A 16,870-nucleotide genomic window follows, 5' to 3' on the forward strand; every position below is an offset into this window, starting at 1 on the left:
GATGAAGCCCTTCCGCCAGCGCAACCCGATCCCGATCGGCCTGGTCAGCCTGCTGACCATCGGCCTGGTCCTGACCGCGGCCATCTATTCCGACGACCTGCCGGTCATCGGCGGCGGCACCACCTACAGCGCCGAGTTCAGCGAGGCCTCCGGCCTGCAGGCCGACGACGAGGTCCGGGTCGCCGGGATCAAGGTCGGCCAGGTGTCCGACATCGACCTCGACCACGACCGGGTGGTGGTCAGCTTCAAGGTCAAGGACGCCTGGATCGGCGACCGCACCCGCGCCGACATCAGGATCAAGACGCTGCTGGGGCAGAAGTTCCTCTCCCTCGAACCCGACGGCACCGAGGTGCTCGACCCGGGCACCCGCATCCCGCGCGAGCGCACCACCGCCCCGTACGACGTGCTGGAGGCCTTCCGCGGGCTGGCCGAGACCACCAACGAGATCAACACCACCCAGCTCGCGCAGAGCTTCGAGGTCATCACCGAGACCTTCGCCGACACCCCGGACGACGTGAAGGGCGCGCTGACCGGGTTGCAGGCGCTGTCGAAGACGATCTCCTCGCGCGACCGGGAGCTGTCGGTGCTGCTCGGCAACACCCGGCAGTTCAGCCAGACCCTCGCCGACCGCGACGCCCAGGTGGTCAAGCTGATCACCGACGGGAACCTGCTGCTCGACGAGGTCAACGCCCGCAAGAAGGCCATCGACGCGCTGCTCACCGGCACCCAGGCGCTGTCGCGGGAGCTGTCCGGGCTCGTCTCCGACAACCAGGCCCAGCTCGGCCCGGTGCTGACCGGCCTCGACCAGCTCACCGCCATGCTCCAGCGCAACCAGACCTCGCTGGCCGAGGGGATCGAGAAGTTCGCCCCGTTCGCCAGGCAGTTCAACAACGTCCTGGGCAACGGCCGGTGGTTCGACGCCTACCTCTGCGGCCTGCTGCCGCCCTCGCTCGGCCCGATCAACAGCTCCGGCTGCCTGGGGGACCCGAAATGAGCACCTTCTCCAGCAAGTTCGGCCGCGACCTGTCCCGCACCGTCGCCCTCGCCTGCGTGCTCGGCCTCCTCGTCGCGGCGGCGCTGTGGTGGCTGCTGCGGGAGCCGAACGAGAAGCGCTACACGGCCGTGTTCCCCGGCGTCGTCGGCCTCTACGAGGACAACGACGTGCGGGTGCTGGGCGTCAAGGTCGGCACCGTCGACAAGATCACCCCGCGCGGGGACGTGGTCGAGGTCGAGGTGCTGGTGGACCGGACCGTCGACGTGCCCGCCGAGGCGCAGGCGCTCATCGTCGCGCCGTCGCTGGTGTCCGACCGCTACGTCCAGCTCGCCCCCGCCTACACCGCGGGCCCGGTCATGGCGACCGGCGCGGTCATCCCGCGCGAGCGCACCTCCACCCCGCTGGAGGTCGACGACCTCTACGCCAGCCTCACCAGGGTCAGCGAAACCCTCGGCCCGAACGGGGCCAACAAGAACGGCGCGCTGTCGGACCTGCTCACCACCGCCGCGACCAACCTCGGCGGCAACGGGCAGGCCCTCAACGACACGATCAAGCAGCTCGGTCAGCTCTCCAGCACCCTGTCGGGCAACTCCACCGACCTGTTCGCCACCGTGGACAACCTCCAGAGGTTCACCACCGCGCTGGCGGGCAGCGACGAGCAGGTGAACCTGTTCAGCAGGCAGCTCGCCCAGGTCAGCGAGTTCCTGGCGGCCGAGAAGGGCAACCTCGGCGCCTCGGTCGACCAGCTCGGCCGGTCCCTCGGCGTGGTGCAGCAGTTCATCAACGACAACCGCGGCCGCATCCGGTCCAACGTGGACAAGCTGGCCTCGGTGACCCAGGTGCTCACCGACCAGCGGGCCGCGCTGGCCGAAACCCTCGACATCGCCCCGCTGGCGCTGGGCAACGTCTACAACACCTACAACGCCGCGTCCGGCACCCTCGACGCCAGGGCCAACATCAACGAGCTGACCCAGCCGGTGATCGTCACCCTGTGCAAGCTGGTCCGGCAGGGCACCCCCACCGGGCTGCCCACCACGCTGGCCGACGCCTGCGACCAGCTCGCCCCGATCGTGCAGGGCCTGGTGCCGCTGCCCACGCCCGCGCAGATCATCTCCGACCTGCAGAGCGGGCGGCTGCCGTCGCTGCCGCTGCCGCTCGCGGGCCAGGTCTTCGGCACCACGGGAGGCCAGTGATGGGCGCCAGGGCACTGGCCACCAGGGTGGCCGCCGCGGTGGGCGCGGTCGTGCTCACCGCCTCCGGGTGCGGGTTCACCGGCGTCTACGACCTGCCGCTGCCCGGCGGCGCCGACCTCGGCGACCACCCGTACACGGTGAAGGTCGAGTTCCGCGACGTGCTCGACCTGGTCCCGCAGTCCGCGGTCAAGGTCGACGAGGTCGCCGTCGGCCGGGTCGACTCGGTCGGCTTCGCCGCCGACGGCTGGACCGCCGAGGTGACCCTGCTGGTCCGCGGCGACGTCGACCTGCCCGCCAACGCCTCGGCCAAGCTGCGCCAGTCCAGCCTGCTCGGCGAGAAGTACGTGGAACTGGCCGCGCCCCCCACCGGCACCGCGGCGGATGGCAGGCTCGCCGACGGGGCGGTCATCCCGGTCGGCCGCACCAACCGCAACACCGAGGTCGAAGAGGTCCTGGGCGCGCTGTCGCTGCTGCTCAACGGCGGCGGCGTCGAGCAACTGCGCGACATCACCCGGGAGCTGAACAAGGCCACCGAGGGCCGCGAGACCGACATCCGCGCGCTGCTGGACAACGTCAACAGCGCGGTCACCACCCTCGACGCGGGCAAGGCCGACATCACCAGGGCCATCGACGGCATCAACCGCCTGGCGATGACCCTCAACGGCCAGCGCGACCGGATCGTCGGCGTGATCGACGGCATCGGCCCCGGCCTGAAGGTCCTCACCGACCAGCGCGAGCAGCTTGTGACCATGCTGCAGAGCCTCGACTCGCTCTCCGGGGTGGCGGTCGACACGGTCAACCGCAGCCAGGCCGACCTGGTCGCCGACCTCAAGGCACTCACCCCGACGCTGCTCAAGCTGGGCGAGGCGGGCAACGACCTGCCCAAGTCGCTGGAGCTGCTGATCACCTTCCCGTTCACCGACGCGGCGGTCGCGGGCGTCAAGGGCGACTACTTCAACATCTACGCCGACATCGACCTGAACCTGTCGAACGTCCTGGACAACCTCGGCCGGTCCCGGCAGAACCCGCTCGACAGCCTCATCCCCGGCATCGGCGGCACTCCCGCCCCGCCCGCCGGGACCGGCGCCACCCCCGGCACCTCGGCGCCGCCCCTGCTGCCGCTGCCCCCACTGCCCGGCCTCGGCACCCCCACCGCCCCGCCCGCGGCGGGCGCGCCGCCCACCCCCGCGCGGACCGGCCTGCCCGGCCTGCTCGACTCCCTGCTCGGAGGCGGTGCCTGATGCTCACCACGACGGTCCGCAGGCAGCTCATCGCGTTCGCGGTCATCGCGGTCGTGGCGGTGGTCTACGCCCTGTTCCGGTTCACCGACCTCGGCCGCGCCTTCGGCTCCGAGGGCTACCGGGTGCGGATGGAACTGGTCGAGTCCGGCGGCATCTTCACCAACGCCGAGGTCACCTACCGCGGCGTGAACGTGGGCCGGGTGGGGGAGATCCGGCTGACCCCCGGGGGCATGGAGGTCGACCTCGACATCGAGCCGTCCGCCCCCGACATCCCCGCCGACCTCGACGCCCTGGTGGCCAACCGGTCCGCGGTCGGCGAGCAGTTCGTCGACCTGCGCCCGCGCCACGACGGCGGCGAGGTGCTGCGGGAGGGGTCCCTGATCCCCGCCGACCGGACCAGGACCCCGGTCAGCACCGACACCGTCATCCGCGACCTGGACGGCCTGGCGCGCTCGGTCCCCACCGACTCGCTGCGCACCGTCGTCGACGAGCTGGACAAGGCGTTCACCGGCACCGGCCCCGACCTGCAGGTCCTGCTCGACACGGCGAGCGAGTTCACCAGGGCGGCCAAGGAGAACCTGCCGGAGACGATCAAGCTGATCCAGGACGGCAACACCGTCCTGGACACCCAGGCGGCGAACTCCGGCAACATCAAGTCCTTCGCCGCGGACCTGGCCGAGGTGACCGCGCAGCTCAAGGCGTCCGACCCGGCGCTGCGCACGCTGATCGCCAACACCCCGGCCGCCGCCGACTCGGTGGTCAACCTGCTGCGCGAGTCCGGGCAGGGCTTGGGCGTGCTCACCGCGAACCTGCTGACCACCTCGGACATCCTCCGCGCCCGGGTCGACGGGATCGAGCTGGCGCTGGTGGTCTACCCGGTGCTGGCGGTCGGCCCGAAGACGGTCGCCCCCGGCGACGGCACCGCCCACCTGGGCCTGGCGCTCAACCTGTTCGACCCGCCGCCGTGCACCAAGGGCTACGAGGGCACGACCAGGCGCGCGGGCACCGACGCGGCGCCGATCGCGGAGAACACCGCCGCCTACTGCGCCGAACCGCTGGGCAGCCCGATCAACGTGCGCGGCTCGCAGAACGCCCCGTTCGGCGGCAGCCCGACCACGCCGAGCCCGGGGGACATCGCGGCCAACCAGGACCGGTCGCGGGAGCAACTGGCGGCGATGGCGGCGGCGAACCTGCCGGGCACCGTGGGTCAGCCGGGCAGTCCCAGCCCGCCCTCGCTCGCGGGCCTGCTCGGCCTGGGCGGCTGAGCGCTTTGCCACCGGGGAGTCAAACGCGGACCTGACCGGCCACCCTCTACCCTGGAGCGCCATGACCAGTAAGGACGAGCGCGACGACCCCGGCGCCGAGATCGCGGACGCGGAGACCGCCGACCGCGACGGCACCCGCGAGGAGCCGCCCGCGCTTTCCCCAGACCTGGTTCCCGAGGCCGACGACGACGAGCGGGCCGAGTCCGAGCGAACCGGCGCCACCGCGTCCACGGCGGACGGACCCGCGCGGCGCGGCCCCAACCCGGTCCTGCTCGGCGCGGGCGCGCTGGCCGCCGTCGCGCTGGTCTTCGCGGCCTGGTTCGGCATTTCCTGGGCCCGCGCCGCGGGCGACGAGGACCTGGCGCTCGACCGCACCCGCGACGAGGTGTCCCGGGTCGCCGACGCCGCGGTGGTCACCTTCAACACCCTGGACCACCGCAGGGTCGACGAGGGCCTGGACCGCTGGGAGGCCGCCTCCACCGGCGAGCTGCACGACAACATCCGCAACGGGCGCGCCACGAGCAAGTCCACCATCGAGTCGACCAAGAAGAGCACCACTGCCAAGGTCCTCAAGTCCGCGGTGACCCAGCTCAACGACCGCGACGGCACCGCCCAGGTGATGACCGCGCTGGTCCGGGAGACGATCCCGGAGGGCGGCGAGACCACCACCGACTACCTGCGCCTGCAGAGCACCCTGCTGCGCACCGACACCGGCTGGAAGCTCACCGGGATCGACACGGTGCCGTTCACCCCCGCAAGCTGAGCCGAGAGCCCGTCGAGAGGACCCGCAGTGCCCACGCCTCCGCGCCGCCGCCCGGCGACCCCGCCCGCCCGCCGCCCCAGGGTGGCCGGTCTGCGCAGGCCCGCCACCCCCGCCGACGAGGCCGCCGAGGGCCCGCTGGTCGACCCCGCGGACCTCACGGCGTCGACCCCGGCCGCCGAGACCGGCCCGCACCCCGCCGACCGGGCGACCGACGTCGACGAGGCCGCCGAACCCGCCTCCGCGGTGACCGGCGGCGTGCTCGGTGCCCCGGCCGCCGAGACCCCGGCCGACGACACCACCGAGTCCCGCACCACCGAGTCCCGCACCGCCGAGTCCCGCACCGCCGAGCCGGGCACCACCGCCGGGTCGCGCGCGGGCACCGGAGCCGCCGAGGTCGCCACGAGCACCACCGCCGAGCAGGCGGCGAAGACCGCCGCGGTCGGGCCGAAGGCGAAGGCCGCCCCGGCGACCGCCGACCGCCCGACGCCCGGCCGCAGGCCCGCGGGCAAGCGCAAGGCCGAGAGTTCCCTGGTGGGCGACCGGCGCGAGGACACCCGCGAGCGGCCCGCCGCCGCCGCTCGCAAGCCCCGCAAGCCGTCCCGGAACGCCGCCGGGTCCGGGATGAACGCCGCCATCGTGCTGGCCGTCGTCGCCCTGGTCCTGGCCGGTCTGGCGCTGTGGTTCAAGGGCAAGTCCGACTCGCTGACCGCGGGCGCCGACGCCGACAACAGCGCGGTCACCGACGTGCGGGCCACCGAGGAGCTCAAGAACAAGCTCAAGTCCGCCATCGAGCGCACGCTGTCCTACAACTTCGCCGACCTCGACGCCACCGCCAAGGCCGTCCAGGAGACCCTCACCGACCGCGCGGTCTGCGACTACAACGCCCTCTACGGCAAGATCCGCGAGCTCGCCCCGCAGGAGAAGCTCGTCCTGTCGACCAAGGTGCGCGACATCGGCGTGGTGTCGCTGCGCGGGTCCGAGGCCGAGGCGCTGGTCTTCGTCGACCAGACCACCACCCGCGCCGCCGCCACGGCGGGCGCGGAGGGCCAGACCGTCGCCAGCGGGGCCCAGTTCGCCGTCCGGGCGCGCGCGGACGGCGATGTCTGGAAGATCACTGCCTTCGACATGCTCAACCAGCCGCTGCCCGGCGGGCAGAGCACGGCCAACTGCTGAGCCGTCCGGGTGCGGTGCGTGTTTCCCCAGGTCACACCGTAATCGGTGAGTGATCGCACACTGCTGCAAAAGTGGTCTGGTTGGCGTGGCACCTTGACTCAGCGACCGCTCGGGGTCAGGCTGTTACCCAGCACGGAACGAGTGGGAGCACCGATTGCACAGCGGGCCTCGACAGTCGCCCATCTAGTGGCTAGACTGCCCCTTTGCGCTGCCCACTTTCCGCACGCCCTTTGCCAAGAGCTAGGATGTTGGGCACCACGGCACCCTTGACAGCCGCGTTGACTGTTGCTAACGCGGCTGCCAACCGCTCATAGTCCTGGAAGGACGCATCTTGGCGATCTCCCGCGCGACCAAGGCCACTGCTGCGACCAACTCCACTGCGTCGAACCCGGGTATTCCGGGCGCCCCTCTTCGGGTCTCCTTCTCGAAGATCCGCGAGCCCCTGGTCACGCCCAACCTGCTGGATCTGCAGATTCAGTCGTTCGAGTGGTTCACCGGCAACGAGGCGTGGTTCCAGCGCCGCGTCGACGCCGGTGAGGAGACCCCCACCGGTGGCCTCGAAGAGGTCCTCAACGAGCTCTCCCCGATCGAGGACTTCTCCGGTTCGATGTCCCTGTCCTTCTCCGACCCGCGCTTCGACGAGGTCAAGGCCTCCGTCGAGGAGTGCAAGGACAAGGACATGACATACGCGGCGCCGCTGTTCGTCACGGCCGAGTTCACCAACAACACCACCGGCGAGATCAAGAGCCAGACGGTGTTCATGGGTGACTTCCCGGTCATGACCGACAAGGGCACCTTCATCATCAACGGCACCGAGCGTGTCGTGGTCTCCCAGCTCGTCCGGTCCCCGGGTGTCTACTTCGACACCAACATCGACAAGACGACCGACAAGGACGTCTTCTCGGTCAAGGTCATCCCCAGCCGCGGCGCGTGGCTGGAGTTCGACGTCGACAAGCGCGACACCGTCGGGGTGCGCATCGACCGCAAGCGCCGCCAGCCGGTCACCGTGCTGCTCAAGGCGCTGGGCTGGTCGACCGAGGCGATCCGCGAGCGTTTCTCCTTCTCCGAGACGCTCATCGCCACCCTCGACAAGGACCACACCGCGGGCACCGACGAGGCCCTGCTCGACATCTACCGCAAGCTGCGCCCCGGCGAGCCGCCGACGAAGGAGTCGGCGCAGACCCTGCTGGAGAACCTGTTCTTCAAGGACAAGCGCTACGACCTGGCCAAGGTCGGCCGGTACAAGGTCAACAAGAAGCTGGGCCTGTCGCTGCCGACGAAGACCGGCGTGCTGACCGAGGACGACATCGTCACCACGATCGAGTACCTGGTCCGCCTGCACGCCGGTGACACCGAGATGACGGTCGGCCAGGGCGAGAACGCGGTCACCATCCCGGTCGAGGTCGACGACATCGACCACTTCGGCAACCGCCGCCTGCGCACCGTCGGCGAGCTGATCCAGAACCAGATCCGGGTCGGCCTCTCCCGCATGGAGCGCGTGGTCCGCGAGCGGATGACCACCCAGGACGTCGAGGCGATCACGCCGCAGACCCTGATCAACATCCGCCCGGTGGTGGCCGCGATCAAGGAGTTCTTCGGCACCTCGCAGCTCTCGCAGTTCATGCAGCAGACCAACCCGGTCGACGGCCTGACCCACAAGCGCCGCCTGTCCGCGCTGGGCCCGGGTGGCCTCTCGCGTGAGCGCGCGGGCATGGAGGTCCGCGACGTCCACCACAGCCACTACGGCCGCATGTGCCCGATCGAGACGCCCGAGGGCCCGAACATCGGCCTGATCGGCTCGCTGTCGTGCTACGCGCGGGTCAACCCGTTCGGCTTCATCGAGACGCCGTACCGCAAGGTCGTCGAGGGCCAGGTCACCGACCAGATCGACTACCTGACCGCGGACGAGGAGGACCGGCACGTCATCGCGCAGGCCAACGCCTCGCTCGACGAGCAGAACCACTTCGCCGAGGACCGCGTCCTGGTCCGCAAGAAGGGTGGCGACGTCGAGTTCATCGAGCCCTTCGACGTCGACTACATGGACGTCTCGCCCCGGCAGATGGTCTCCGTCGCCACGGCGATGATCCCGTTCCTCGAGCACGACGCCGCGAACCGCGCGCTCATGGGCGCCAACATGCAGCGCCAGGCGGTGCCGCTGCTGCGCAGCGAGTCCCCGCTGGTCGGCACCGGCATGGAGCTGCGCGCCGCGGTCGACGGCGGCGACCTGGTCGTCGCCGGGAAGACCGGGGTCATCGAGGAGCTGTCCGCGGACTTCATCACGGTGATGGCCGACGACGGCACCCGCCAGACCTACGGGATGCACAAGTTCCGCCGGTCCAACCAGGGCACCTGCATCAACCAGAAGCCGATCGTCTCCGAGGGCGACCGCGTCGAGGCCGGTCAGGTCATCGCCGACGGCCCGTGCACCGAGAACGGCGAGACGGCGCTGGGCAAGAACCTGCTCGTGGCGATCATGCCGTGGGAGGGCCACAACTACGAGGACGCGATCATCCTGTCGCAGCGCCTCGTGCAGGACGACGTGCTCACCTCGATCCACATCGACGAGCACGAGATCGACGCGCGCGACACCAAGCTCGGCGCCGAGGAGATCACCCGGGACATCCCGAACGTCTCCGAGGAGGTCCTGGCCGACCTCGACGAGCGCGGCATCATCCGCATCGGTGCCGAGGTCGGCGCGGGCGACATCCTGGTCGGCAAGGTCACCCCCAAGGGCGAGACCGAGCTGACCCCGGAGGAGCGGCTGCTCCGCGCGATCTTCGGCGAGAAGGCGCGCGAGGTCCGCGACACCTCGCTCAAGGTCCCGCACGGCGAGACCGGCAAGGTCATCGGCATCCGGGTGTTCTCCCGCGAGGACGAGGACGAGCTGCCCCCCGGCGTCAACGAGCTGGTCCGCGTCTACGTGGCCCAGAAGCGCAAGATCCAGGACGGCGACAAGCTCGCGGGCCGCCACGGCAACAAGGGCGTCATCGGCAAGATCCTCCCCGTCGAGGACATGCCGTTCCTCGCCGACGGCACCCCGGTCGACGTCGTGCTGAACACCCACGGTGTCCCGCGACGGATGAACATCGGCCAGATCCTGGAGAGCCACCTCGGGTGGATCGCCAAGCAGGGCTGGAAGGTGGAGGGCGACCCCGAGTGGGCGGCCCTGATGCCGGAGGACCTGCGCGACGTCGCCCCGGGCACGAACACCGCCACCCCGGTGTTCGACGGCGTCCGGGAGAACGAGCTGACCGGCCTGCTCGCCTCGACCCGCCCCAACCGCGACGGCGAGCGGATGGTCAAGGAGGACGGCAAGGCGCAGCTCTTCGACGGCCGCAGCGGCGAGCCGTACCCGTACCCGGTCTCGGTCGGCTACATGTACATCCTCAAGCTGCTGCACCTGGTCGACGACAAGATCCACGCCCGCTCGACCGGCCCGTACTCGATGATCACCCAGCAGCCGCTCGGCGGCAAGGCCCAGTTCGGTGGCCAGCGCTTCGGTGAGATGGAGTGCTGGGCGATGCAGGCCTACGGCGCCGCGTACACCCTGCAGGAGCTGCTCACCATCAAGTCCGACGACGTCCTGGGCCGGGTCAAGGTCTACGAGGCGATCGTCAAGGGCGAGAACATCCCCGAGCCGGGCATCCCGGAGTCGTTCAAGGTGCTCCTCAAGGAGCTCCAGTCGCTGTGCCTGAACGTGGAGGTCCTCTCCAGCGACGGTGCCGCGATCGAGATGCGCGACGGGGACGACGAGGACCTGGAGCGCGCCGCCGCGAACCTGGGCATCAACCTCTCGCGCAACGAGTCGCCGTCGGTGGACGACGTCGTCAATTGATCTAGCCGTCACCGCCGGGGAGGGACCGGAAACCCCTCCCCGGCGGGTCAGGCACTGATCCCCCCATTTACGTGCTGTAACCAAGAAGGGGAGAAGAACAGACGTGCTGGACGTCAACTTCTTCGATGAGCTCCGCATTGGCCTCGCCACCGCCGACGACATCCGCCAGTGGTCCTTCGGCGAGGTGAAGAAGCCGGAAACGATCAACTACCGCACGCTCAAGCCGGAGAAGGACGGGCTCTTCTGCGAGAAGATCTTCGGTCCCACCCGGGACTGGGAGTGCTACTGCGGCAAGTACAAGCGCGTGCGCTTCAAGGGCATCATCTGCGAGCGCTGCGGCGTCGAGGTCACCCGCGCCAAGGTGCGCCGCGAGCGGATGGGCCACATCGAGCTGGCCGCGCCGGTCACCCACATCTGGTACTTCAAGGGTGTCCCCAGCCGCCTGGGCTACCTGCTCGACCTCGCGCCGAAGGATCTCGAGAAGATCATCTACTTCGCCGCGTACGTGATCACCACGGTGAACACCGAGCTGCGCCACAACGACCTGCCGACCCTCGACTCCGAGATGGGCGTCGAGCGCAAGCAGGTCGAGAACAAGCGCGACGCCGACATCGAGGCCCGCGCGCAGAAGCTCGAGGCCGACCTGGCCCAGCTCGAGGCCGAGGGCGCCAAGTCCGACGTCCGCCGCAAGGTCAAGGAGGGCGGCGAGCGGGAGATGCGCCAGCTCCGCGACCGCGCCCAGCGCGAGCTGGACCGGCTCGACGAGATCTGGACGACCTTCACCAAGCTCGACATCAAGCAGCTCATCGCCGACGAGATGCTCTACCGCGAGCTGGTCGACCGCTACGGCGACTACTTCACCGGCTCGATGGGCGCCGAGGCCATCCAGACCCTGGCCCGCGACTTCGACGTCGACGCCGAGGCGGTCAACCTCCGCGACACCATCCGCAACGGCAAGGGGCAGAAGAAGCTCCGCGCGCTCAAGCGGCTCAAGGTCGTCGCGGCGTTCCAGGCGACCCGCAACTCGCCGATGGGCATGGTCCTCGACTGCGTCCCGGTCATCCCGCCGGACCTGCGCCCGATGGTGCAGCTCGACGGTGGCCGCTTCGCCACCTCGGACCTCAACGACCTGTACCGCCGGGTCATCAACCGCAACAACCGCCTCAAGCGGCTGATCGACCTCGGCGCGCCCGAGATCATCGTCAACAACGAGAAGCGGATGCTGCAGGAGGCCGTCGACGCGCTGTTCGACAACGGCCGCCGCGGTCGCCCGGTGACCGGGCCGGGCAACCGCCCGCTCAAGTCGCTGTCCGACCTGCTCAAGGGCAAGCAGGGCCGGTTCCGCCAGAACCTGCTCGGCAAGCGCGTCGACTACTCCGGCCGTTCGGTCATCGTGGTCGGCCCGCAGCTCAAGCTGCACCAGTGCGGCCTGCCCAAGGCGATGGCGCTGGAGCTGTTCAAGCCGTTCGTGATGAAGCGGCTGGTCGACCTCAACCACGCGCAGAACATCAAGTCGGCCAAGCGCATGGTCGAGCGCGCCCGCCCGGCCGTGTGGGACGTGCTGGAGGAGGTCATCACCGAGCACCCGGTGATGCTCAACCGCGCGCCCACCCTGCACCGCCTCGGCATCCAGGCGTTCGAGCCGCAGCTCGTCGAGGGCAAGGCCATCCAGCTCCACCCGCTGGTCTGCGAGGCGTTCAACGCGGACTTCGACGGTGACCAGATGGCGGTCCACCTGCCGCTGTCGGCCGAGGCGCAGGCCGAGGCCCGCATCCTGATGCTGTCGTCGAACAACATCCTGTCCCCGGCGTCGGGTCGCCCGCTGGCGATGCCCCGCCTGGACATGGTGACCGGCATCTACCACCTGACCCGCCCCAAGGAGGGTGGCGTCGGCGAGGGCCTGGCGTTCTCGTCCCCGGCCGAGGCCATCATGGCCTTCGACCGCGGCGTGATCGGCCTGCAGTCCGCGGTGAAGATCCGCATCAGCGACCGCAACCCGGGCCCGGGCATGGCGCCCGAGGACTGGGCACCGGGTCAGCCGTGGCTGGCGAGCACCACCCTGGGCCGGGTGCTGTTCAACGAGCTGCTGCCCGCGGACTACCCGTTCATGAACGAGCCGATGCCGAAGAAGCGGCAGGCCGCGATCGTCAACGACCTCGCCGAGCGGTACCCGATGGTCACCGTGGCGCGGACGCTGGACAAGCTCAAGGACGCGGGCTTCTACTGGGCGACCCGCTCGGGTGTCACCATCGCCATCTCGGACGTCATCGTGCCGCCCGCCAAGAAGGGCATCCTCGACGAGTACGAGAAGAAGGCCGACATCGTCGAGAAGCGCTACCAGCGCGGCCAGCTCTCCTCGACCGAGCGGAACAACGAGCTGGTCAAGGTGTGGTCGAACGCGACCGAGGACGTCGCCAAGGCCATGGAGGAGAACTTCCCGGACGACAACCCGATCCCGACGATCGTCAAGTCGGGCGCGGCGGGCAACATGACCCAGATCCGGCAGCTCGCGGGCATGAACGGCCTGGTGACCAACCCGCGCGGTGAGTTCATCCCCCGGCCGATCAAGGCGAACTTCCGCGAGGGCCTGTCCGTGGTCGAGTACTTCATCGCCACGCACGGTGCCCGCAAGGGCCTCGCCGACACCGCGCTGCGCACCGCCGACTCGGGTTACCTGACCCGGCGCCTGGTGGACGTGTCGCAGGACGTCATCGTCCGCGAGGTCGACTGCGGCACCACCCGGGGCATCATCATGCCGCTGGGCGAGGCCGGTGCGGACGGCAAGGTCCTGCGCGACCAGCACGTGGAGACCTCGGTCTACGCGCGCTGCGTGTCCGACGACGTCACCGACGCCGAGGGCAACGTGCTGCTCAACCGCGCCGACGACCTCGGCGACCCGGCGATCGAGAAGCTGATCGGCTCCGGCGTCACCCAGGTCAAGGTGCGCTCGGTGCTGACCTGCGAGGCCGCGGTCGGCGTCTGCGCCACCTGCTACGGCCGCTCGATGGCCACCGGCCAGTTGGTCGACATCGGCGAGGCCGTCGGCATCGTCGCCGCCCAGTCGATCGGTGAGCCCGGCACCCAGCTGACCATGCGCACCTTCCAGCAGGGCGGTGTCGTCAACGACGACATCACCACGGGTCTGCCGCGCGTCCAGGAGCTGTTCGAGGCCCGCGTCCCGAAGGGCAAGGCGCCCATCGCCGACGTCGACGGCCGCGTGCGGATCGAGGACGGCGACCGCTTCTGGAAGATCACCCTCACGCCGGACGACGGCAGCGAGGAGATCATCTTCGAGAAGCTGTCGAAGCGCCAGCGCCTGGCGGCCACCCCGGACGGCCCGCTGTCCGACGGTGACCACGTGAAGGTCGGCCAGCAGCTCCTGGAGGGCACCAGGGACCCGCACGAGGTGCTGCGGGTCATGGGTCCCCGCGAGGCCCAACTGCACCTGGTGGACGAGGTCCAGAAGGTGTACCGGGCGCAGGGCGTGTCCATCCACGACAAGCACATCGAGGTCATCGTCCGGCAGATGCTGCGCCGGGTCACGATCCTCGACAGCGGTGCCGCGGAGTTCCTGCCGGGCGCGCTCATCGAGCGGGCCCAGTTCGAGTCCGAGAACCGCCGCGTGGTGGCCTCCGGCGGCGAGCCCGCCTCCGGCCGCCCGGTCCTGATGGGCATCACCAAGGCCTCCCTGGCCACCGACTCCTGGCTCTCGGCCGCCTCCTTCCAGGAGACGACCAGGGTCCTCACCGACGCCGCGATCAACGGTCGCAGCGACAAGCTGGTGGGCCTCAAGGAGAACGTGATCATCGGAAAGCTGATCCCGGCCGGTACCGGCATCAACAAGTACCGCAACATCCAGGTCCAGCCCACCGAGGAGGCCCGAGTGGCCGCCTACGCCATCCCCAGCTACGACGACGGGTACTACACCCCCGACGTCTTCGGCACCGGCACCGGCGCGGCTGTCCCGCTCGACGACTACGACTTCGGCCGCGACTACCGCTGACCGAGTAGCAGTTCCCACGGCGAAGGCCCCGGACACCCTCGAGGTGTCCGGGGCCTTCCCTCGTGCCACACCCACCGATCGCCGGACAGGAGCACCAGGAGAATGACCATCCAAGACCAGGCCCAGCAGCTCCTCGGCTTGGCCGAGCAACTGCCCACCGCGCACGTCCAGGGACTGTTGAACGAACTCGTCAACGTCCAGGCCCAGGTCGCGGGCATCCTCGGCGACACCAGCAGCGCGAACAGCATCCAGAACGCCATCTCCCGATCCCAGGGCCTCCTCAACGACGTCGGCTCATCCCTGGAACAGCTCCGCCAGGAGATCCAGAGCGCGGCCCAGCACCACATGCGGGGCTGATCCCCGAGGGCGGTCGCCCGCACGTGCTCGCCCAGCACGTGCCGGTCGCCGCAGGCCCTGTGGCGCGCTGCTGCCCGTGTCCGTACCGATTCGGCCGCGACCACCGCTGACCGAGTGGTGGTCACCGCGGTGAAGGCCCCCGGACACCTCAGGGCGCCCGGGGGCCTTCACCGCGATGAGCGGACAGTGGCTCAGAACAGAGTTCAGGGCTCGGTCTTCGGCTCGTAGTTGGTGAAAACGAGATCCCAGCTCCCGCGCTTCGCTGACTGGAGGTTGATGTCACGCCGAGTGGCCATCCGCCGCACGTTGAAACCCTTGAAGATGGTCCGGGTCGTGTCTGTGTCGCTATTTGTCAGCATCAGGAAAATTCCACGTCGATCAGCATCCCACATCGCCTCGGCCAAACGCTGGTGGTCAGCTTCGTGAAATTGCCCGGAGGTGTACCTCTTGAAGTCGGAGAACCCGCCTTCCGGAATGTACGGCGGATCGAGGTAAATCCAATCACCAGCCGACGCCTTTTTCAGCGACTCCGCGAAGTCGCCGTGCCGCACCTCAACCCCGTTCAATGCGCGCGACGCGAGGAGGAGGGTGTCCCGGTTGTAGTACGGTCGATCGTAGTTCCCGTACGGAACGTTGTACTGACCTTTTTTGTTGACTCGCCACAAGCCGCGGAAAGATGTCTTGTTCAGGTAGATGACACGCGCGGCGCACTGTATTTCCGAAAGATTTTCGACGTCTTGACGTCGAATCACTTCGAAGTACTCGCGCGTGTTCGGCATGGTGTCGAGCTGGGCCATGACCGCTTCCGGGTCGCGAGCGACAGCGCAAAAGCAGACGACAAGGTCCGGATTGGCGTCGGAAAGCACAGCCTTGGTGGGCTTGCCCTCGAAGAACACGGCGGCGCTGCCCATGAAGGGCTCCCAGTAGCAGCCGTCGTAGGCCGGAGCCGCCTTGATCAACTGGTCTGCGTACCGGCTTTTGCCGCCTGCCCACTTGAGGAACGAGCGACCTTCACCGCGGGTGCTGCTCGTCGTCTGTGGACGTATCGACGCCATGGGCGAGATCCTAACCCATGTCATGTGCGGAGAACGAAACGCGAGCCTGTTCGACGTCGTTGAGATCGCCGATGCGCGGCGTGCGCCCCAGGGCAATTCTTCGATCACTTCGGTTCACCGGGAGGGACCAATTGCGACGATCCGACCACTTTGCGTCCCCATCATGGGACGATCCGTTCTGGCATGTCGTTCGGATCTTGGTGGATGTGTACAAGAGGAAAATCCCTTCAAGGGAAGACATCCTCTCGTCCCGACAAGCCCTGGGTGGGCAGAAATCGCCAGGACTCGACGCCTACATCCGTGGCCGTGAACACCTGGTGGAGCCGCTGGTCGAATACCTCCACCTCCGGGCGGAGTTGGCGAGCGACCTGCTGGCTCGCATGCGCACGGAAGACGAGGCCAAGATGGACCTGAGCAGGCTCTTCGGTGTCGAAGCACTCACCTATGGCACGAAGATGACTGGTCACCACCAGTCGGCCAAAGTGCTCGTCGCCACCGTTGAAGCGATGACGAACCAGGTCTGCGGGCAGTACGGGAGGACGGTGAACGTCAATCCGCAACAGCGCGCCACCGTGATCGCCGATGATCACCTCTGGGTGAGCCCCCGCCGCCTTGACGGAGCATTTCCCGGTCTCGCCAATCCGAAGGCGTTGTGGGAGATCAAGGAGTACTGGGGCAAGACCAGTGGTGGCAGCAAGATGTCCGATGCCATCTACGAGTGTCAACTCGTCGGTATCGAACTGCGGGCGTTCGAGGACAAGTACGGCGTTCACGTCGAGCACCATGTCATCCTTGACGGGCGCGACCAGTGGACGGCGCGTCAGTCGGACCTGCGGCGGGCAGTCGACCTGCTCTACTGCGGACTCGTCGACGAGTTGGTCGTCGGCAGGGATGTGCTCACCGACTGGCCGAGGATCATGGAAAGCCTGTGCGCTCAGCATGTCCCGCGCAGTGCGCATCACCCCCACGCCGGACGACGGCAATGAGGAAA

General features: G+C 69.0%; 11 protein-coding genes. 10 read left to right on the forward strand and 1 reads right to left on the reverse strand.

The window, feature by feature from the left end:
- Position 1 precedes the first annotated feature (1 nt).
- The 9 genes from DFQ13_RS08720 to DFQ13_RS08760 all read left to right on the forward strand — a co-directional run bounded on the left by DFQ13_RS08720 (position 2) and on the right by DFQ13_RS08760 (position 14,824).
- Complete coding sequence (locus tag DFQ13_RS08720) at positions 2 to 994, forward strand: MCE family protein (protein WP_035279489.1); 993 nt, start codon at positions 2 to 4, stop codon at positions 992 to 994.
- The gene (locus DFQ13_RS08725) at positions 991 to 2,187 is read left to right on the forward strand and encodes an MCE family protein (RefSeq protein ID WP_110079460.1); all 1,197 of its coding nucleotides are present in this window, start codon (positions 991 to 993) and stop codon (positions 2,185 to 2,187) included. Before DFQ13_RS08720 ends, DFQ13_RS08725 begins: the two co-directional genes overlap by 4 nt.
- Positions 2,187 to 3,428, forward strand: coding sequence for an MCE family protein (locus DFQ13_RS08730; protein ID WP_110079461.1), 1,242 nt, complete (start codon positions 2,187 to 2,189; stop codon positions 3,426 to 3,428). Before DFQ13_RS08725 ends, DFQ13_RS08730 begins: the two co-directional genes overlap by 1 nt.
- On the forward strand, positions 3,428 to 4,693 hold the full coding sequence (locus DFQ13_RS08735) for an MCE family protein (protein WP_110079462.1): 1,266 nt from the start codon (positions 3,428 to 3,430) through the stop codon (positions 4,691 to 4,693). The genes DFQ13_RS08730 and DFQ13_RS08735 overlap by 1 nt, the downstream gene beginning before the upstream one ends.
- A 61-nt stretch (positions 4,694 to 4,754) precedes the next feature.
- A complete protein-coding gene (locus DFQ13_RS08740; RefSeq protein WP_110079463.1) occupies positions 4,755 to 5,456 on the forward strand; it encodes a hypothetical protein in 702 nt (233 codons plus the stop codon).
- 27 nt (positions 5,457 to 5,483) lie between these two features.
- Positions 5,484 to 6,629, forward strand: a complete 1,146-nt coding sequence (locus tag DFQ13_RS08745; RefSeq protein WP_146241171.1) for a hypothetical protein — start codon at positions 5,484 to 5,486, stop codon at positions 6,627 to 6,629.
- Positions 6,630 to 6,960: 331 nt separating this feature from the next.
- Positions 6,961 to 10,464, forward strand: coding sequence for a DNA-directed RNA polymerase subunit beta (rpoB, locus tag DFQ13_RS08750; protein WP_035279498.1), 3,504 nt, complete (start codon positions 6,961 to 6,963; stop codon positions 10,462 to 10,464).
- Between the two features lie 103 nt (positions 10,465 to 10,567).
- Positions 10,568 to 14,467: a DNA-directed RNA polymerase subunit beta' gene (locus tag DFQ13_RS08755; RefSeq protein ID WP_035279501.1), complete on the forward strand. Its 3,900-nt coding sequence runs from the start codon at positions 10,568 to 10,570 to the stop codon at positions 14,465 to 14,467.
- A gap of 102 nt (positions 14,468 to 14,569) precedes the next feature.
- Complete coding sequence (locus DFQ13_RS08760) at positions 14,570 to 14,824, forward strand: hypothetical protein (protein WP_035279504.1); 255 nt, start codon at positions 14,570 to 14,572, stop codon at positions 14,822 to 14,824.
- A gap of 203 nt (positions 14,825 to 15,027) precedes the next feature.
- Here DFQ13_RS08760 and DFQ13_RS08765 read toward each other — a convergent pair whose 3' ends face one another.
- Positions 15,028 to 15,879, reverse strand: a complete 852-nt coding sequence (locus DFQ13_RS08765; RefSeq protein ID WP_052020785.1) for a DNA adenine methylase — start codon at positions 15,877 to 15,879, stop codon at positions 15,028 to 15,030.
- A gap of 200 nt (positions 15,880 to 16,079) precedes the next feature.
- On the opposite strand from DFQ13_RS08765, the gene DFQ13_RS08770 reads away from it, so the two are divergent.
- On the forward strand, positions 16,080 to 16,865 hold the full coding sequence (locus DFQ13_RS08770) for a DUF7687 domain-containing protein (RefSeq protein WP_146241173.1): 786 nt from the start codon (positions 16,080 to 16,082) through the stop codon (positions 16,863 to 16,865).
- Positions 16,866 to 16,870: the final 5 nt, after the last annotated feature.

The sequence above is a fragment of the Actinokineospora spheciospongiae genome, assembly GCF_003182415.1.
Taxonomy (GTDB): domain Bacteria; phylum Actinomycetota; class Actinomycetes; order Mycobacteriales; family Pseudonocardiaceae; genus Actinokineospora; species Actinokineospora spheciospongiae.